Here is an 18,463-nt window from a genome sequence, read left to right as displayed (position 1 = left end):
CCAGCAGGCGACGCACAGCGTTAGGCAACGTCGCGCACGAATTCTATCGAACGAAAATTAGAAAACGAATTCATAGCGATAGCAGACTTGGTCGTAATTTGATGAGCGCCGGCAACAGCAATGGCAAAGCTGACACGATCGCTCGCGGCGATCGCGATGCCGTGCGCGATCCTGACGCTATGGGCGACCGAGAGGCTATGGCTGCGCTCATGGATGAGGGGACGACCCCACTCAATCCATCCGACCGTGCGTTTTGGTTTGGATTGGGCGTCGTCCTGCTGTCGCTGACGTCCGCGCTCGTCAGCTACATGATTTTGACCGGGCTGACGGCGATTGCTCCCCGCAACGAATACGTCTGGGGTGCGCTCGCCATCAACGCCGTTCTGATCCTGACGATGTTCGGCACCATCGCGTGGCAGGCTCTGGGCCTCCGGCGCGCGTGGAAGCAGAGGATACCCGGCGCCCGCCTGCACACCCGCATCGTGGCGCTCTTCAGTTTGATCGCCGCATTGCCCGCGGTGCTGCTTGCCGTCGCCGCAACGACGACGTTCTCTCGCTCGCTCGACGGCTGGTTCTCGGGCCGCACCAGCGCCATCGTCGAAAACTCTTATGACGTTGCCCGCGCCTACGTCGACGAGCACAGCCAGATCATCCGGACCGACATCGTCAACATGGTCCGTGACATCAACGGAGAGGCCGCAACCCTCAAGGACGACCCCGACGCCTTCCAGAAATTCCTTATCGGTCAGGCCGGCCTGCGCGATCTGACGTCGGCCTACATCATCGATTCCGACGGCGTGCCGATCGTGCTCGCGCTCGACGATCCGAAGCTGCCGTACGTCGTGCCGCCGCCATCGGCCATCCAGCAGGCGGAAGCCGGGCAGGTGGCACTCTCGCGGCCGTCGAGCGATTATCGGATCTCGGCCATCGCCAAGATCGACTCGATGCCCGGCCGCTATCTTTACGTCGCCCGCGGTGTCAGCCCGAAGGTGATCCAGCATCTCAAAAGTACCGAGCAGAACGTCTACGAATATTCCCGCCTGCGCCAGGCCAAGAGCGGTCTCAAAGTCGCCCACGGGCTGATCTATTTCATGATCTCGTTGACGTCGCTTCTGGCGGCCATCTGGGTCGGCATGTGGTTCGCAGGCCGTTTCGTCGCCCCGATCCGTCGGCTGATCGCCGGCGCCCAAGAGGTCTCGCGCGGCAATCTCGAAATCGAGCTGCCTGAGAAGCGCGGGGAGGGGGACCTTCGCCGTCTCTCGCACACCTTCAACCTGATGACGCGAGAGTTGAAAACCCAGCAGGACGCGCTCGTCACGACCAACGCGCAGCTCACCGAGCGGCGGAATTTCATCCAGGCGGTGCTGTCGGGCGTTTCAGCCGGAGTCATCGGCCTCGATAGCAACGATCGCATCACACTTCTGAGCCGCGCCGCCGAGCGCCTGCTCGGAACGCAAAGTGTCGAAGCCGTCGGCAAGCTTCTGACCGACGTCGTTCCCGAATTCGCACCCGTCCTCGCTCCTGTCGATGAGCAAGGGTTGAAAAATAAAGGTCAGCACGAAATCAAGAAACAGATCGGCGATGAGGAGCGCACGTTCGCCGTCCGCATTACCCACGAGCGGGAAGAGGATGAGGGCGACGTCGGCTCTGTCGTGACGTTCGATGATATCTCCGAGCTTGTGCAGGCACAGCGGACGAGTGCGTGGGCCGATGTCGCGCGGCGCATCGCGCACGAGATCAAAAACCCGCTCACGCCGATACAACTTGCAGCCGAACGCCTGCGCCGCAAGTTCGGGACGCAGATCGACGACAACCGCGACCTGTTCGAAACGCTGACGCAGACGATCGAACGCCAGACCGGTCAGATCAAAAGCATGGTCGACGAGTTCGCGTCGTTCGCGCGCATGCCGCAACCCGTCATGGCCGACCAGGATTTGCGCCTCGCCGTGCAGGAGCCCGCCGTGCTCTTCCGCGAAGGCAACAAGGATATCGACTTCAAGCTCGAAATCCCCAATCAACCCATCCGTGCTCACTTCGATCTGCGGCTTATCTCGCAAGCCGTTACGAATTTGATCAAGAACGGCGCTGAAGCCATCGAATCCTATGGCGAAGCGCAAGGGCGGCCGCCCGACTACAAAGGCCACATTGAGGTCCGGCTTGTTCCGTCGGCGGATCGTGTCGCGATCGAGGTTATCGACAACGGCATCGGCCTGCCGAAGCAAAACCGCGCCAAGCTTCTCGAACCGTATGTTACGACGCGTGCGAAGGGGACTGGCCTCGGTCTCGCAATCGTGCAAAAGGTCGTCGAACAGCACGGCGGCACGCTAGCACTTGAGGATGCACCCTTGACCGAGACGCGCACGCGCGGCGCCTTGGTCCGTCTAACATTGCCTCTGAAAACCAAACCTTCTGAAGTGACTTCAGCCGAGCCCATGCGCTCTCCAGCACATGCCGTTGGCGGAGCATGATATGAAACGCTTTAACCCCCCAGGAGCGCAGCAATGTCAGCTGATATTTTGATCGTCGATGACGAGGCCGATATCCGGGATCTGGTCGCGGGCATCCTGCAGGACGAGGGCCATCGCACACGCCTTGCGCGAGACAGTGACGAGGCCCTGCGCGCCATCGAAGACCGCAAGCCGCATCTGGTCATCCTCGACATCTGGCTGCAGGGCAGCCGCCTTGACGGCCTCGAGGTTCTGACGGTGATGAAGCGGACGTATCCCGATCTTCCCGTCGTCATCATCTCCGGACACGGCAACATCGAAACGGCCGTGACCGCGATCAAGCGCGGCGCTTACGACTACATCGAGAAGCCGTTCAAGTCCGACCGCCTCGTGCTTGTGGCTTTGCGCGCTCTCGAGGCCTCGCAGTTGAAGCGCGAAGTGAAAGAGCTGAAAGAGCGCTCGGTCGTCTCGGCCGAGATGATCGGCAAGTCGCCCGCGATCAATCAGCTCAAGAACAACATCGACAAGGCCGGGCCGACCAACAGCCGCATCATGCTGCGCGGCGCGTCGGGTTCCGGCAAGGAACTCGCGGCCCGCGTGCTGCACCAGAAGTCGCTCCGCGCCGACGGCCCGTTCGTCGTGCTGAATGCAGCCGCCATGGTGCCAGATCGCGTCGAGGAGGAGCTGTTTGGAACCGAGGACCGCACCGGTGGGCCACGCAAGGTCGGCGCGCTCGAAGAAGCCCACACCGGCACGCTCTACATCGACGAAGTCGCCGACATGCCGATGGAAACGCAGGGCAAGATCCTGCGCGTTCTCGTCGAGCAGAAGTTCCTGCGTCTTGGCGGCTCGCAGAAGGTGTCGGTCGATGTCCGCATCATCTCGTCGACCTCGCGCGATTTGGAGCAGGACATTCGCGAAGGCCGCTTCCGCGAAGATCTCTATCATCGTCTCAACGTCGTGACGCTTCGCGTGCCGAGCCTCGCCGAGCGCCGGGAAGATATTCCCGAACTGATCCAGTACTTCATCGGGCAGGTCGCGCAGACATCGGGCCTCGCGCCGCGCCGTATCGGCGAAGACGCTATCGCGGTGCTGCAGGCGCACGACTGGCCGGGCAACGTCCGCGAGTTGCGCAATAACGTCGAGCGCCTGTTGATCCTTGCAGGCGGCGAAGCGGGCGCGGCGATCACGGCCGACATGCTGCCTGAAGAAATCGGTTCGAACGTGCCGCTGCCCGTCAACGGCGGGGCCGAGCATCTGATGTCGCTGCCGTTGCGCGAAGCTCGTGAAATCTTCGAGCGCGAATACCTGCTGGCGCAGATCAACCGCTTCGGTGGGAATATTTCCCGCACTGCGGAGTTCGTCGGCATGGAGCGTTCGGCACTTCACCGCAAGCTTCGGGCGCTGGGCGTCTCGTCCGAGCAGCGGAGCGGCGATCTGCGTTCCGCCTCCTAGGAGCCGCGCGCTTGACCCGCATCGTCTACGTCAATGGCGCCTACGAGCGCTATGCGGAAGCCGCAGTCCACGCCGAGGACCGCGGCTTTCAATTTGCCGATTCCATCTATGAGGTCATCGAGGTGCTCGATGGCCATCTGGTTGATGCAACCCGCCATCTCGCCCGGCTGGCCCGGTCCCTGCGGGAGCTTCGCATCGCACCGCCAATGTCTGACGCGGCACTGATGCAGGTGATCAGACAGGTGATCAGCCGTAACCGCATCCGCGACGGCATCGTCTATATGCAGGTGACACGCGGCGCCGGCCCGAGGGATTTTGCCCTGCCGCCAGAGGGAACCGTCCCGACCCTCGTCATTCTGGCGCGCGCCCAACGCAAGGGCTGGTCGGCCGAACTCGCCAAGACGGGGATCGCCGTTAAAACCATTCCAGACAATCGCTGGGGCCGCTGCGATATCAAGACCGTGATGCTACTTCCTGCGGTGCTCGCCAAGGATGAGGCGCGCAGAAATGGGGCCAAAGAAGCCTGGTTCGTCGATGCCGATGGGAATGTGACAGAGGGCGCATCGAGCAACGCCTGGATCGTATCGTCTGATGGAGCGCTGATTACGCGCCCGCTCGGCCCCCATATTCTGCCCGGCGTCACCCGCGCTACCGTCATGGACGTCGCCAAGGCTGAGGGATTGAAAATCGAAGAACGCACCTTCGGGAAAGAGGAAGCCTTGCGCGCCCGGGAAGCGTTTGTGACGTCCGCTACGAATATCGTCATGCCGGTGGTCAATATTGACGGCAGTCCAGTAGCCGACGGCCGTCCAGGCCCACTGGCGCGCCAGCTACGCTTGAGATTTCATCATGTTGCTGAAATTTCAGAGGGGTAGTGCGAACGTTGCCGCATTGTGCGAAGCATCAATGGATGTAGAGTGCCGTCGCTTCGATCGTCATCGCACCCCCGGTGAAAATCGAAACCGTTGCGGCGCTTCGTTGCTTTCCAAACGTGACAGTGCCCCACGTTTCAGACAAGACGCCTAGCAAGACGTCGAGATAAAAACGGACAACAACAATGGCGGCCGAAAAACCTCAGAACCTGCAGGACACTTTTTTAAATTATGTCCGCAAAAATAAAACGCCTCTGACGATCTTCCTCATCAATGGCGTGAAACTCCAAGGCATCGTGAGCTGGTTCGACAATTTCTGCGTCCTGCTCCGTCGCGACGGCCATTCCCAGCTTGTCTACAAGCACGCGATCTCGACGATCATGCCGGGCGGTCCGGTCAATCTCAACGATCAGGATGAGAGCGGAGCCGGTTGATCGCGCGCCCTGAAAACGGCGAAGACGAACGGCGCGAGGGCGAGGGAAAGCGCAAACGTCGAAAAGCCTCAGAAGAAACGCGGGCACCGAGGACGCGAACGCTTGTCGTCGTGCCCGCGCTGAAGCGTCCGTTGAAGACGCGCGGGGTCGCGAATGCCGATGCGCAGATCCACAGTCCTGAAAATCGACTGGCGGAAGCTGTCGGTCTCGCGAAGGCGATCGACCTCGACATCATCGACTCGGCCGTCGTGCCGATCGCCGAGCCGCGTCCGTCCACGCTTCTAGGCTCGGGCAAAGTCGAGGAAATAAAGGACCGCGTTGCCGAGCTTGAAATCGGCCTCGTCGTCGTCGACTACAACATCACGCCGGTGCAGCAGCGCAATCTCGAGAAGGCGTGGAACGCCAAAGTTCTCGACCGCACCGGACTCATTCTCGAAATCTTCGGCGAACGTGCGCGAACACGGGAAGGCGTGTTGCAGGTTGAGCTTGCACATCTGACGTATCAGAAGGGCCGACTGGTTCGCGCCTGGACGCACTTGGAACGTCAGCGCGGCGGCGGCGGCTTTCTCGGCGGCCCCGGTGAAGCTCAGATCGAACTCGACCGCCGCATGCTTCAGGATCGCATTGATGCGATCAAGAAGGACCTTGCTGAAGTCGTCAAAACCCGCGACCTGCATCGCAAGGGACGGCGCAAGGTGCCGTATCCAATCGTCGCCATCGTCGGCTACACGAACGCGGGCAAGTCGACGCTCTTCAACAAGATCACTGGCGCCGGCGTCGTTGCGATGGATCAGGTATTCGCGACGCTCGATCCGACCATGCGCGAAGTGAAGCTGCCGAGCGCGCGCCGCATCATCCTATCGGATACCGTCGGCTTCATCTCCGATTTGCCGACCATGCTCGTCGCCGCGTTTCGCGCCACGCTAGAAGAGGTCGTCGAAGCCGATCTCATTCTCCACGTTCGCGACATTGCGCATGAGGAAACGGAAGCGCAGGCGCAGGATGTCGAGAAGGTGCTGTCTGAGCTTGGCATCGACACGCTGCCGATCGAAAGCAACATCCTCGAAGTCTGGAACAAAATCGATCTGCTTTCGAGCGATCGCCGCTCCGAGCTACAACACGAAGTCCAGCGCAATGCCCGCCCACCGGTCCTCGTCTCCGCCGAGACAGGGGAGGGGATGGCGCCGCTGCTCGAAACCATCGACACGCGCCTGGGCGCCTCCGACGAGATCATCGACGTCATAGTGCCGGGAAGCGCCGGGGCGCTGCTCAACTGGCTGCATGAGACGACCGACGTACTCGCCCGCGAAGCTCGCAAGGATGGCGGTATTGAACTGCGCCTCCGAATTCCGAGCGAAAAGAAAGATCGCGTGATCGGGCAGCTTCGCAAGAACGGAATATCCGTATAAGCTCGATCCTCATGGATCAGCGCGTGACCTGTTGCGTGACCGGCGGCGGCCCGGCGGGCATGATGCTCGGGGTACTCCTGGCGCGTGCCGGAGTGAAGGTCTGCGTTCTCGAAAAGCACGCCGATTTCTTCCGCGATTTCCGCGGCGATACGATCCATCCCTCGACGTTGCGCATGATGGAAGAGCTGGGCTGGCTCGACGAATTCCTCAAGCTTCCGCATCAGGAAGTGCAGCGCCTTTTCATGCAGTTCGGCGATACGCGCGTCGAGATGGCGGACTTCAGCCATCTGCCGATCACGACGAAATTCATCGCTCTGATGCCGCAATGGGATTTTCTGAATTTCCTCGCCGAGAAGGGCCGCACCTATCCAGGCTTCGATCTGAAGATGAGCACGGAGGCGACTGGACTCATCTACGACGGCGACCGCGTTACGGGCGTCACGGCGAAGTCGCCTTCGGGTCCGCTCACGATCAAAGCCGATCTCGTCGTCGCAGCCGACGGCCGTAACAGCACGCTGCGTGCAGCCGCTGGATTTGTGCCGGAAAATTTCGGCGCACCGATGGATGTGATGTGGTTTCGCCTGCCGCGGCTTCCGACCGACGCGGCGGATGTGGCAGGGCGCTTCGAGGGAGGGCACATCTTCATTATGATCCCGCGCGGCGACTATTGGCAGTGTGCATATATCATTCCGAAAGGCGGCGACGCGGCGACACGAGCCGCCGGTCTTGAAGCGTTTCGCAAATCGGTCGGCGCACTTCTTCCATTCGACCCGGCGCGTGCGAACGACATTCCGGATTGGGATCACGTCAAGCTGCTGACGGTTGCCGTCGATCGCCTGAAGACGTGGTCGAAGCCCGGCTTCCTCTGCATCGGCGACGCGGCGCACGCCATGAGCCCGATTGGCGGCGTCGGCATCAATCTCGCGGTTCAGGATGCAGTCGCAGCCGCTAACCGCCTGTGGCAGCCTTTGAAAGAGGGCGATCTGCAGATGAGCGATTTGCGAGTGATCCAATCGCGCCGGACATTTCCGACTGTCGCAACCCAACGCCTGCAGCTTGCCATTCAGAACAGCGTGATTTCGAAAGCCCTCAAAGCAACAGGGCCGCTCAAGCCGCCGGGGTTTGTCCGGCTCGTGGAGACGTTTCCGTTTCTGTCACGCTTTACTGCTCGTGTCTTGGGTCTGGGTTTCCGCCCTGAACACATCGCGCAACACATCCGCGCGTCAAACGGACGTTAGCTTTTCTCCAGTGCCTTCGCTTCGTCCCAGAGCGCGTCCATCTCTTCGAGTGTCGATTGCGACGGTGTCTTGCCGCGTTCCGCCAGCACCTTTTCGATGTGGGCGAAACGGCGGATAAATTTCCGGTTCGCCCCGCGCAACGCATCCTCCGGATTGATATCGAGATGCCGCGCGATGTTCGCCATCACGAACAGGATATCTCCGAACTCTTCTTTGATCGCGCTTTCCGACTTGCGTTCCGCGAGCCGGCCGGAAGGCGCTGCGCCCGGCGGCCGGCTCTCCGCAGGAGAGTCGCCGGGCGCCAATAAAGACTCCCCACGAGGATCGTGGGGAAGGGCGACCTCTTCAAATTCCTGAATCTCTTCCTTCAGCTTGTCGAACACCGGCAGCAGGTTCGGCCAGTCGAAGCCGACCTTCGCGGCTTTGTGCTGCAACTTAGTTGCGCGCGTCAAAGCAGGGAGGGTCGGGGGCACGTCGGCCAGCGTAACGGGCCCGTCCGCAGAGGTTGTATTGCCGCCAGAGAGACGCGCCCGCTCCGCTGCTTTCTCGGCGCGTTCCTCCGCCTTGAGCTGATCCCAAGTCGCCTTGACGGCAGACGGATCGCGCGCGCTGCCGTCGCCGAAGACGTGCGGGTGCCGCCGGATCATCTTCTTCGTCACGGCCTCGACGACATCGCCGAAAGCAAACGCGCCTTGCTCTTCCGCAAGCCGGGAATGATAGACAACCTGAAGCAGGAGATCGCCAAGCTCATCCTTGAGGTCGGCAAGGTCGCGTCGCTCGATGGCGTCTGCAACTTCGTAGGCTTCCTCGATCGTGTAGGGCGCAATCGTCTCGAACGTCTGTTCGAGATCCCAGGGGCAGCCTGTGACGGGCGTCCGCAGCGCCGCCATGATCTCGATAAGCCGCGCAATATCGCGCGAAGGTTTCATGGTGTTCGCCATGTCCGTCCTCTATGTGGTCGGGCCGGACACTAATCGACCACACGCCATCGGGCTACCGACGCCGTCTGCGACCAGAAGACGAGGGGCACAGACTTCGCCGCCGGAGCTTGCTGAGGCCACGGCGTCTGCTAGTCTTTGTACGGGGATGAGGGACGGCCATGCACATTCTCTTCAATGGCCTGACGATGGTGCTGGAGCTGGCGGCGATCTGCGCCGTCGCTTGGGCAGGCTTCACCGCGCCCTTGATCTTTGCGGCCGGAACGGCGCTGATTGCCTTGGCCGTCGGTGCCGCGCTCGAAATCGCGCGCCTCAAGTATGAGTTCCCGTTTTACTTCGACCGCACGCCGGGCCGCTCGATCATCTTCATCGTCGCGGTCGGCGTGATCGAGTCCGTCACCAAGGCGATCCTGGCGGGCGTCGTCGGCCTGCTGACGTTTCTCGGCACCGATCAGGAGCGCCTGAAACTGGTCGCGATCATCTTCGCCGTTTCACTCTTTCTTGGCGTCCAGGTCGTCCGCTTCCTGATGGACCGCCTGAAGGCCCGGCCGCTGCGTTGGGGCTACTTCCGTCTCGCCGCGCCGCTCGGGCTGGTCTTCTCCGCGGGGCTGACGTTCATTCCCGCGCCGGGCATCACCGAACTCGCAACGCGCGCCACGTTCGATCTGCCAGCGAAGCCGACCATGGAGCAGGCGAGTGAGTTCCTGTTCCTCTTGAAACAGAGCTTCGACGATATCGTCGTCAGAATGCTGTCCTGGGTGTTCGATCCGTCTCTGGCACAAGCCATCGGCGCCGTCGTATCGGTCAACATGCTGTCGGGCTTCGTGCTGGCGCTTTATGCGGTCTTGATCGCCGAAGGCATTCGAACGCTCGAACGAAGGGAACCTTAGCCGCGAGAGACAACGATGCCGCTTCGGATCGCGCATACCACGCTGATGCTGCCGGAGGCGATTGTCATCGAGAGCTTGCTCGATGCCCACGGCATTCGCTTCGTCCTTGCAGGGAAGGACATCGTTTGCCAAGCGCCGCAGTTCGCGATCCTCTACGGCGGCGTATCTTTCCTGGTCAGCGAAGATGACCTTGCCGATGCCCAGCGCCTCATTGCGAGCGGCGAACCTGTGCCGGGTTACACCTCGATTGAGAGCACCGCTTTTGAAAGGCGTCCGCTGCGCAACGCAATCCTGGCGTTCGTCATGCTCATCATCGGAGCGCCATTTCCGTTCTGGTATCGGAAGTCGACAGTTCTCAGCGCCGATTGAAATCGAGCCGGGGCCAGCAATCGACCGTTCCAGCATCCCACATAAATTTCGCATAATATGTATTATGGAAACAAAGCACAGGAGATGTATGTGTTTCAAAATGATACAAAGTGCCGAACCAACTCAGATGAACCGAATTGGCTCGGCCGCTGAAAATTACTTCTCACCCTTTTCGTGATGCTCCGCGACGAACGCGTTGAGCAGCCGCACGCCCCAGCCGGCGCCCCAGCTTTGGTTGATGTCGTTACGGCTGCCGTCCATCGCCGTGCCGGCAAGGTCGATATGGCTCCAGGGCGTATCTTTCTGGATGAAGCGCTGCAGGAAGGCCGCGGCCGTCGCTGCACCGGCCCAGCGGCCGCCGGCATTCTTCATATCGGCGTTCTTCGAATCCATCGCCTTGTCGAAGGCTTTATCGAGCGGCATCCGCCATAGCTTCTCGCCAGTCGCACGTGACGCCGCCAGGAGCTCATCGGCGAGCTTGTCCTCATTGGAGAACAGACCCGCATACTCCTTGCCGAGCGCCACCATGATCGCGCCCGTCAGCGTCGCGAGGTCGATGACGAGCTTCGGCTTGAATTGCTCCTGCGCGTACCAGAGCACGTCGGCGAGCACGAGGCGGCCTTCGGCATCCGTATTGATGACTTCGATCGTCTGGCCCGACATCGAGGTGACGATATCGCCCGGACGGGTCGCGTTGCCGGACGGCATGTTCTCCACGCAGCCGACGAGACCGACGGCATTGACGTTGGCCTTGCGTTCGGCGAGCGCGTGCATCGTCCCGATCACGGCTGCTGCGCCACCCATGTCGCCCTTCATGTCTTCCATGCCGGCCGCGGGCTTGATCGAGATACCGCCGGTGTCGAACACGACGCCCTTGCCGACGAAACAGATCGGCTTCTGCTTCTTCGATCCCTTGGCGCCGTTCCACACCATGACCGCAAGCCGCGACGGCCGCACGCTACCTTGGCCGACCGACAGCAGCGAGCCCATGCCAAGCTTCTCCATGTCTTTCACATCAAGAATTTCGACGTCGACACCGAGCTTTTCGAGCGCTTTCGTTTTCTCTGCGAGTTCGACCGGACCAAGGATGTTGGCCGGCTCGTTGACGAGATCGCGCGCTAGGTTGACGCCGTTGGCGACGGCCTTGAGCGGTTGGAAGGCAGCTTTCGCCTTGTCCGGATGCGGCACCTGGATGACGAGCTTCTTCAGCCCATCCTTGTCCGCGTTCTCATCGCCGGACTTCTTCGTCATGTACTTTTTGAAGTTGTAGTGACGAAGCATGGCGCCTTGGGCAATGAGCGCCGCGATCTCATCCGCCGACAGCGTCTCGGTGCCTTCGACGTCGACGATCACACATGCTGTGTTGCCCTTGCGCGCTTGGATGGCTGCCAGCACCGCGCCGCCAAGATCGATGGCCTGCTGCTCGGTCAGCGCACCGGCCTTGCCGAGGCCGGTGAGAATAAGCCGGTCAATTCCGAGCTTTGCGGGCGCCAGAATTTCGATCGACGACTTGTATTTGCCTTTGAAGTCGGCAGCTGCAGCAGCCTTGCTGATCGCGCTTGCGGACTTCGTATCAAACTCGCGCGCCCGCGTGCCGAGCACCAGTCCATCGCCCGCGAATACGACGGTCACCGTCTCCGGTTCGGCACTGAGAGGCGCAAAGGCAATTTCGAAGCGATCGGACATTTTCAAGACGACTCCAAGTTAAGATGAGATCCCGATCCGGGATGAGAAAAGCAGGGGCTGGACGCGGACGCCGATCCACGGGACGACTCGCGGGCCTGGTCAAGGCGGGCGGGACGGGGCAGCATGGCCGCGCACAACTTAGTCGTTCGCAAAGGCGTGGCAAGCAAGCCGTTGTGCAGGCAATTCCGGCTAAGGCCCTCAAACGGCCTAACTATCTGCGATGCAAGTAGGTTTTTTGTAATATATCGCACGGCGGGACAACTCTGAACAGCCGAAATTCTGCCACTGTGGTATGGGAGCCGGAAGGGATCACTGCGGAAGCCGGCGGTGACAGCGGGGGGAGCTTCTGTCGGGTGACGGAAGCGGGGACGGCTAAGGCATGCGAATTTTCTCAAGATATGTGTTCCGGCAGGCGGCGAGTTCGTTCCTGCTCATTCTCATATCTTTGACCGGTATCGTTTGGATCGCGCTGGCTCTGCGCCAGTTCAACGTCGTGACCAGCCAGGGTCAGGACACCTGGATGCTCGTCCGCGTCACGTCTCTCGCGGTACCGAACCTCATGGCGATCATCGCGCCGTTCTCGCTGCTGATCGGCGCCCTTCAGACCCTCAACCGGCTGAACACCGACAGCGAGCTGATCGTCCTTTCCGCGGCAGGTTCGACGGTATGGACGGTGGCCCGCCCCCTCCTCCTCCTGGCGTTCCTCGTCAGCATTTTCTTGGCCCTGGTCAGCCACTTCGCGCAGCCGTGGAGCATGCGCTTGCTGCGCGAGTACATGGTCCAGGTGCGCAGCGATCTGCTGACACAAGTCATTCAGCCCGGCCGCTTTTCAAGCCCCGAGCAAGATTTGATGTTTCATATCCGCGACCGGTCCGCAGACGGCGAGCTTTTGGGTCTGGTCATGAACGACACGCGCAACAAGGCGCAATCGCAGACCTACCTCGCCGAGCACGGCACCATCGTGAAGCAGGACGGCACCGCCTACCTCGTCATGACGACCGGCCACATCATTCGCCGCTCAGATGCCGAAGGCCCGCCGCAGATCATCGCCTTTGACAAATACATCGTCGATCTCGACCAGTTCGAACCCCAGAGCGATGGCTCGGGCGAGCTGAAGCCCCGCGAGCGCTATTGGAATGAGCTGGTACACCCCGACCCGGACAGCAAGCTCTATAAATCCCAGGCAGGACAGTTCCGTGCCGAAATCAACGAGCGTCTCGTCAGTCCACTTTACCCGATCGCATTCGCTTTCCTGATCATCGCTTTTGTCGGCCAAGCGCGCTCAACCCGTTCGAGCCGAATGCAAAGCCTCGTTCTCACCTTCCTGCTCGGCGCGGCATGCCGGATGGCAGGCCTGGCGTTGAACAGCGCCGTCGCGCGCAATCCGACGATGCTGTTTTTCCTCTACGGGACGCCGATTTCAGCAATCATCCTGTCTCTGATCGTCATCAAGCGCGCTGATCGGCAACGCCGTCCATCCCGCATCGTTGGACTGTTCCTTGATACCGGCGCGGCCATTTGGGCCAACATCATTCGCCTTGTCATGCCGCGCCGGAAATTCGCGTCATGAGGAACTCGTTCATACTCTGGCGTTACATTGCCAAGATGTTTTTGGTCGCGATCACCTCGACGCTCGCGGTCTGTGCAATGCTCATCTTCATGATCGACTTTGTCGAGTTGCTCCGCCAATCGAGCAAGTTCGGCAACGTCCCGGCACACACGCTCGTCCTGATCGCCATGCTGCGTCTCGGAGCCTATGTCGAGTTCTTGCTCGGGTTCGCCGTGCTCGTCGGCGCGCTGGCCGCCCTCCTCCACCTCAATCGCAAAAGCGAACTCGCCGTCATGCGCGCGGGCGGCATGTCCGTCTGGCAATTTCTGGTGCCGGGACTGATCGTCGGCCTCGTCGTCGGCGTGCTGGGCGTTACGGTCTACAACCCGCTGGCCGCCAAAGGCCGAGCCAAATCCGAAAAGGTGTTTGCCAAAGCGTTCGGCAACGACAACAACCTCTTACGAGCCCAAGGCGGTGGCTCGTGGATCCGACAGGATGGCGTCGATGGGGAATCAGTTCTCGGCGCCGCAGCGGCTTCGAACCGTGGCCTGACGCTGACAGGCGTGATGATCCTCGCTTATGATCGTCAGGGGCACTTCTCAGAGCGTGTCGACGCCAGCGAAGCCGAGCTCAAAGACGGCTACTGGGACCTTAAGGATGCATGGGTTTCACGCCTCGGCCAGCAGCCGGAAAAATTCAAGTCGTACCTTGTATCCACTTACCTGACGCCGGACCGTGTACAAGAGGCCCTCGGCACCGTTTTTTCGGTCTCGTTTTGGGACCTGCCTGAACTCATAGAAGCCGCTGATAAGGCTGGACTTTCGACGGAACGCTTGCGCGTTCAATATCAGTCGCTGCTGGTCCGTCCACTCCTGTGCATGGCGATGGTCCTTTTGGCGGCCACTGTGTCATTGCGGTCATTCCGCTCTGGTGGCATCCAGACTATGGTTACGACAGGGATGATCGGTGGGGTTAGTTTCTTCTTGTTCTCGGAAATTGCGAGGCAAATTGGGATCGCGGGGCTTGCGCCGGCGTGGGTCGCTGCGTGGGTGCCTGTGATCCTTATTCTGATCATCTCGACTACGGTGCTGTTGCACCAGGAGGATGGCTGAGTGATGCGTGAAGCGCGGACACCGCATGAGGGTTGCGGGTCGTCACGCGAGGGTTCTCGCCACCGGAAGGTGGGCGGGATCGCTCGTGCGCTTCTGTGCGTCCTGACGCTCGTCAGCGCCTCTACCGAATTCGCCCCACGTGCGGGCGCTCAAACCTACGATGCGCAGGTCACTGATCCCAGTGGAACGGTGGGTGGCAGCAAAAAGAAATCATCCGCCAATTCATCGTTTGGCGCGGCCAACTCGCCGAGTGCGATTTTCGGCAAGATCAACACCAATCTCGACCGCGCCCAGCCCATGCGTCTGCAGGGCGATCAGCTGATCTATGACAAATCGGGCGACCGCGTCATTTCACGCGGCAACGTCGAGATTTTCTACAACAACTACATCCTGACCGCCGACGAAGTCGTTTACGATCAAAGCGCTGGCACGCTCACGGCCATCGGCAACGTTACGCTGAAAGAGCCTCAGGGCAACATCGTCCACGCTGATCGCTACACCCTGACCGACGACTTCCGTGACGGCTTCGTATCGGCGCTTTCGATCACGTCGAAGGACAAATCTCACATCTCCGCTGACCGCGCGACCCGGCGCGAAGGCAACATCACGGAGTTCCACAACGGCCGCTTCACGCCGTGCCAAAGCGACGGTGGTACTCCGCCGCTCTGGTGTATCAGCGCGACGCGCATCATCCACGATCAGTCGGCCGCAACGCTCACCTACCAGGACGCCTACTTCGAGATCTACGGCCAGCCGATCTTCTACCTGCCCTACTTCCAGAGCCCGGACCCGACCGTGAAGCGGAAATCGGGTTTCCTGACGCCTGACTACGGCCACTCCTCGACGCTCGGCTACATCACCGGCATCCCTTATTTCTTCAACCTGGCGCCGAACTACGACGCGACGCTCGAGCCAATCTATTTCAGCGATCAGGGCTTGATGATGAAGGCCGAGTGGCGGCAACGGCTGGCCAACGGCCAGTTCAATGTTCGTCTCGCGGGCATCGACCAAAATTATCGCGATCTCCCAGGCGCGCCGGCGGACAACAAAGATCTCGATGGCCTGCGCGGCAGCGTCGAGACGCACGGTCAGTTCTCGTTGTCGAGCTGGTGGAAGTTCGGCTGGGACGCGATCGTGGAAAGCGACGACCAGTTCCGCCGCTTCTATAAGCTCGACAGCATCCTCGTCACAGACCGCGTCAACCAGATCTATTTGACCGGCCAGTCCGACCGCAATTACTTCAGCGCCAAGCTCTATCAGTTCGGCGGCCTGCTCACGAATGACACGCAGCAGACCGAGAGCTACACGCACCCGATCATCGACTACAATTATGTCTTCAAGGACCCTGTGGTCGGCGGCGAGCTCAGGTGGAACACCAACATCCTGAGCTTCACGCGCGCGGATGGCGCCCTCGTCGATCCAATGACCGGCCGCCAGACAGATGAGAACGTCAACCGCATTGTCAGCGAACTCAAATGGCGCCGCCGCCTGACGGACGCCATCGGCATCAGCTACACGCCGTTCGCGGATATCCGTGGCGACGTCTATCAGTATGACAACGCGACGAACCCTCAAAGCGTTGTGCTGAACCAAGCCGGCACCGCAGTCGCGTCGTCCCAGGTTTTCTCCGACACCGTAACGCGCGGCGTCGTCGACGGCGGCATGACCGTGTCTTATCCCTGGGCCGCGACAAACGCCGCCGGCACGCACATCATCGAGCCGATCGGCCAGATCGTGGCGCACCAGGAGAGCATTCCGCAGCGCCGTCTACCCGATGAAGACGCGCAGAGCCTCGTGTTTGACGACACCAACCTGTTCTCGACCTCGAAATTCTCGGGCTATGACCGCATCGAGACGGGCACGCGCGTCAATGCCGGTCTGCAGTACACGTTCCAGTCCAACGACGGCGGCTATGCCCGTTTCCTTGCCGGTCAGAGCTATCATCTGTCGGGCGACAACATTTATCTCAACCCTGGCCGCAATGCCGACGGCAACTACGTCTTTAATCCCTATAATGGCCTCGAGACCGATCGCTCGGACTACGTGATCGGTGCTTACCTTGCGCCGCTGAGCAACTTCCGCATCATCTCGCAGAGCCGCTTCGATCAGTCGACCTTCGCATTGAAGCGTATGGATTCCTCCATGATCACGAGCTGGGGTCCGTTGTCGGTCCAGGCCGGCTACTCCTACGATGCCGACGCTCTTTTCACCGATCCCGAAAACCCAGACACCATCGCGACGCTCTCACGCGAAGAGGAAGTATTGGCGGCAGCCACCCTGCAGCTCACCAACCGCTGGAGCATCGGCGGATCGTCTCGCTACAACCTCCAGGAAGGCAACTTCCGCTACGACAGCATCAACCTGAAGTATGTCGACGAGTGCTTCGCCCTGACCGCGTCCTACATCCAGTCGAACTACTCGGATGAATCGATCGAGCCTGATCAGACGATCATGCTGCGCTTCGAGTTTAAGCACCTCGGCGACTTCGCGACCTCGACGGGAACCGACTTCAATTTGGGTGGCGACCAGCGCACCAACTGATCCCTGTTCGCGCTGGTCCTGAACCTTGAGTTCGAAAACAGCGCGAAAACCGGATTTTGGCCACTCTTCATGTGGATAAGGCCGGTTGAACAGGTGGGGCCGAGCTATGCTCCACGTGGCCGAATCGAACGCTACAGGGTGTCGTTAACGCATGCCGCTGAGACGGAGCATGACTGCAGGATTATCCGGAACCCTGGGATCCGGAAACATCGGACGCTGTGTGCTGGCGGCTGCCGCCTGCATCGCCTTTTCGATCTCGGCCGCAGCTCAGAACGGAACGGTCGCCGTGACCGGCGATGGTACCTCTGCGGCGACGCAGAAGCCGTCGATTGGCGATACCTTGCCCGACACCGGCAAGGGCCAGAAACGGCACGGCAAGAAATCCATCGATCCCGGCAGCGCCGCCACGGCGAGCCGCGACTTGTCCGGCCCGCCCACGGCCGAGCAGCGCTCGATCGTCGCCCTCGTCAACGACGAGCCGATCACCGGCTATGAAGTTGACCAGCGCGCCATGATGCTCAGCGGCACGAATATTCAGAGCCAGGCGAAAGCCAACTTCCAAGCCATCATCAAGGACCCGAGAACGTCGGAGCACTTGAAGGAAATCCTGCAGCAGACGGCGCGCGACAACCAAGGTAAATCGCGTGAGCAGATCATCGCCATCTTCGAGCAACGCAAGAAGGAATACGGCATGAGCCTGCAGCGCCGGGCCTTCGAAAGCGCCCGCGCATCGGCCCTGCCGGCGATGAAAAAGCAAGCTCTGGAAGAATTGATCGACGACCGCCTCAAGACGCAGGAAGCAAAACGCCAAAGCGTGACGATCGACGACTCTCAGGTCGACATGATCGTCAAGAGCATCGCCGAACGCAACAAGATGACGGTCGAGCAGTTCCAGAAGCAGATCGGCGGTAGCCTCGAACCCATCAAGGGCCGCATCCGTGCAACGCTGTCCTGGAACGAGGTCGTGAAGAAAAAATTCGCGCCTTTGATCAACGTGTCGAACCGGGACGTCGATAAGCTCGTCGCCTCGGCCACATCCGCCAACGACGATATCGAGTTGCAGCTTCAGCGCATCCGCATCGCCATGCCGGCCAAGATCGAAGAGCACGGCATCGCGGCGCGCATCCAGGACGCCGACAAGATCCGGCAGAAATTCACCGGTTGCCAGTCGACGGCGCAGGCGGCAATGGGCGTCACCGGCGCCCGCTTCGAAAACCTCGGCAAGCAGCGGCCCGCGACCATCCCTGAACCGACCCGCACGCTGCTCCTTAACGCTGCCAATGGCGAAATGCTGCCGCCGGCCGTGAACAACGGCGCCATTGAGCTATGGGTCGTCTGCGGTCGCGATGCCGTCAAGGCGTCTGAGGTCCAGCGCAACCAGGCCGAAGGCGAGCTGAAGCAGAAAGAGTTCGAGCTGATGGCCAAGCGCTATCTCAAGGATTTGCGTGAGGATGCCCACATCGAGTACCGTATCGACGTCGGCTCCAAGTAGAGGGCCAGGCGCCCCCTCACTCGGATTTACA

General features: G+C 60.8%; 14 protein-coding genes. 12 read left to right on the top strand and 2 right to left on the bottom strand.

Annotation, left to right across the window (positions count from 1 at the left end; all coding sequences use genetic code 11):
• The first annotated feature begins 101 nt into the window (after positions 1-101).
• The 6 genes from HYPMC_RS09530 (at position 102) to HYPMC_RS09505 (ending at position 7,855) form a co-directional block, all read left to right on the top strand.
• Positions 102-2,468, top strand: a complete 2,367-nt coding sequence (locus tag HYPMC_RS09530) for a PAS domain-containing sensor histidine kinase (RefSeq protein ID WP_024275873.1) — start codon at positions 102-104, stop codon at positions 2,466-2,468.
• A 33-nt stretch (positions 2,469-2,501) separates the two neighbouring features.
• Entirely contained in the window at positions 2,502-3,902 is a 1,401-nt protein-coding gene (locus tag HYPMC_RS09525) for a sigma-54 dependent transcriptional regulator (protein ID WP_013947696.1), read from the top strand.
• Between the two features lie 11 nt (positions 3,903-3,913).
• Positions 3,914-4,777, top strand: coding sequence for a D-amino-acid transaminase (locus HYPMC_RS09520; protein WP_013947695.1), 864 nt, complete (start codon positions 3,914-3,916; stop codon positions 4,775-4,777).
• A 182-nt stretch (positions 4,778-4,959) separates the two neighbouring features.
• Positions 4,960-5,208 carry an RNA chaperone Hfq gene (hfq, locus tag HYPMC_RS09515; RefSeq protein WP_013947693.1) on the top strand — a complete coding sequence of 83 codons (249 nt, stop codon included), beginning with the start codon at positions 4,960-4,962 and terminating at the stop codon, positions 5,206-5,208.
• 110 nt (positions 5,209-5,318) lie between these two features.
• Entirely contained in the window at positions 5,319-6,617 is a 1,299-nt protein-coding gene (gene hflX, locus HYPMC_RS09510; protein ID WP_029670970.1) for a GTPase HflX, read from the top strand.
• Between the two features lie 11 nt (positions 6,618-6,628).
• Positions 6,629-7,855 carry an FAD-dependent oxidoreductase gene (locus tag HYPMC_RS09505; RefSeq protein ID WP_013947691.1) on the top strand — a complete coding sequence of 409 codons (1,227 nt, stop codon included), beginning with the start codon at positions 6,629-6,631 and terminating at the stop codon, positions 7,853-7,855.
• Here HYPMC_RS09505 and mazG read toward each other — a convergent pair.
• Positions 7,852-8,796 (bottom strand): nucleoside triphosphate pyrophosphohydrolase, encoded by a 945-nt coding sequence (gene mazG, locus HYPMC_RS09500; protein WP_013947690.1) that lies wholly within the window; start codon positions 8,794-8,796, stop codon positions 7,852-7,854. The two genes, HYPMC_RS09505 and mazG, sit on opposite strands and share 4 nt — an antisense overlap.
• A gap of 158 nt (positions 8,797-8,954) precedes the next feature.
• Here mazG and HYPMC_RS09495 point away from each other — a divergent pair, with 158 nt between their 5' ends.
• A complete protein-coding gene (locus HYPMC_RS09495; RefSeq protein ID WP_013947689.1) occupies positions 8,955-9,683 on the top strand; it encodes a hypothetical protein in 729 nt (242 codons plus the stop codon).
• 15 nt (positions 9,684-9,698) lie between these two features.
• Positions 9,699-10,052, top strand: a complete 354-nt coding sequence (locus HYPMC_RS09490) for a hypothetical protein (RefSeq protein WP_013947688.1) — start codon at positions 9,699-9,701, stop codon at positions 10,050-10,052.
• A gap of 156 nt (positions 10,053-10,208) precedes the next feature.
• Here HYPMC_RS09490 and HYPMC_RS09485 read toward each other — a convergent pair whose 3' ends face one another.
• Entirely contained in the window at positions 10,209-11,738 is a 1,530-nt protein-coding gene (locus HYPMC_RS09485) for a leucyl aminopeptidase (protein WP_013947687.1), read from the bottom strand.
• Positions 11,739-12,117: 379 nt separating this feature from the next.
• Between HYPMC_RS09485 and lptF the strand changes: the two genes are divergently transcribed.
• The 4 genes from lptF (at position 12,118) to HYPMC_RS09465 (ending at position 18,432) form a co-directional block, all read left to right on the top strand.
• Positions 12,118-13,308 carry an LPS export ABC transporter permease LptF gene (lptF, locus tag HYPMC_RS09480; protein WP_013947685.1) on the top strand — a complete coding sequence of 397 codons (1,191 nt, stop codon included), beginning with the start codon at positions 12,118-12,120 and terminating at the stop codon, positions 13,306-13,308.
• Positions 13,305-14,399 carry an LPS export ABC transporter permease LptG gene (gene lptG / locus HYPMC_RS09475; RefSeq protein ID WP_013947684.1) on the top strand — a complete coding sequence of 365 codons (1,095 nt, stop codon included), beginning with the start codon at positions 13,305-13,307 and terminating at the stop codon, positions 14,397-14,399. Before lptF ends, lptG begins: the two co-directional genes overlap by 4 nt.
• Before the next feature lie 3 nt (positions 14,400-14,402).
• A complete protein-coding gene (locus tag HYPMC_RS09470) occupies positions 14,403-16,940 on the top strand; it encodes an LPS-assembly protein LptD (RefSeq protein WP_013947683.1) in 2,538 nt (845 codons plus the stop codon).
• A 169-nt stretch (positions 16,941-17,109) separates the two neighbouring features.
• Complete coding sequence (locus HYPMC_RS09465) at positions 17,110-18,432, top strand: peptidylprolyl isomerase (RefSeq protein ID WP_155831222.1); 1,323 nt, start codon at positions 17,110-17,112, stop codon at positions 18,430-18,432.
• Positions 18,433-18,463 lie beyond the last annotated feature (31 nt).

Origin of the sequence: Hyphomicrobium sp. MC1 (genome assembly GCF_000253295.1) — a bacterium.
Lineage (GTDB): Bacteria > Pseudomonadota > Alphaproteobacteria > Rhizobiales > Hyphomicrobiaceae > Hyphomicrobium_B.
This window is presented reverse-complemented; position numbering and strand designations above follow the sequence as displayed.

Bases quoted from the DNA above. Each gene is read 5' to 3' on its own strand.
- HYPMC_RS09530 (WP_024275873.1), top strand. From the start codon at position 102: ATGAGCGCCGGCAACAGCAATGGCAAAGCTGACACGATCGCTCGCGGC.
- HYPMC_RS09525 (WP_013947696.1), top strand. From the start codon at position 2,502: ATGTCAGCTGATATTTTGATCGTCGATGACGAGGCCGATATCCGGGAT.
- hfq (WP_013947693.1), top strand. From the start codon at position 4,960: ATGGCGGCCGAAAAACCTCAGAACCTGCAGGACACTTTTTTAAATTAT.
- HYPMC_RS09505 (WP_013947691.1), top strand. From the start codon at position 6,629: ATGGATCAGCGCGTGACCTGTTGCGTGACCGGCGGCGGCCCGGCGGGC.
- mazG (WP_013947690.1), bottom strand. From the start codon at position 8,796: ATGGCGAACACCATGAAACCTTCGCGCGATATTGCGCGGCTTATCGAG.
- HYPMC_RS09495 (WP_013947689.1), top strand. From the start codon at position 8,955: ATGCACATTCTCTTCAATGGCCTGACGATGGTGCTGGAGCTGGCGGCG.
- HYPMC_RS09490 (WP_013947688.1), top strand. From the start codon at position 9,699: ATGCCGCTTCGGATCGCGCATACCACGCTGATGCTGCCGGAGGCGATT.
- HYPMC_RS09485 (WP_013947687.1), bottom strand. From the start codon at position 11,738: ATGTCCGATCGCTTCGAAATTGCCTTTGCGCCTCTCAGTGCCGAACCG.
- lptF (WP_013947685.1), top strand. From the start codon at position 12,118: ATGCGAATTTTCTCAAGATATGTGTTCCGGCAGGCGGCGAGTTCGTTC.
- lptG (WP_013947684.1), top strand. From the start codon at position 13,305: ATGAGGAACTCGTTCATACTCTGGCGTTACATTGCCAAGATGTTTTTG.
- HYPMC_RS09470 (WP_013947683.1), top strand. From the start codon at position 14,403: ATGCGTGAAGCGCGGACACCGCATGAGGGTTGCGGGTCGTCACGCGAG.
- HYPMC_RS09465 (WP_155831222.1), top strand. From the start codon at position 17,110: ATGACTGCAGGATTATCCGGAACCCTGGGATCCGGAAACATCGGACGC.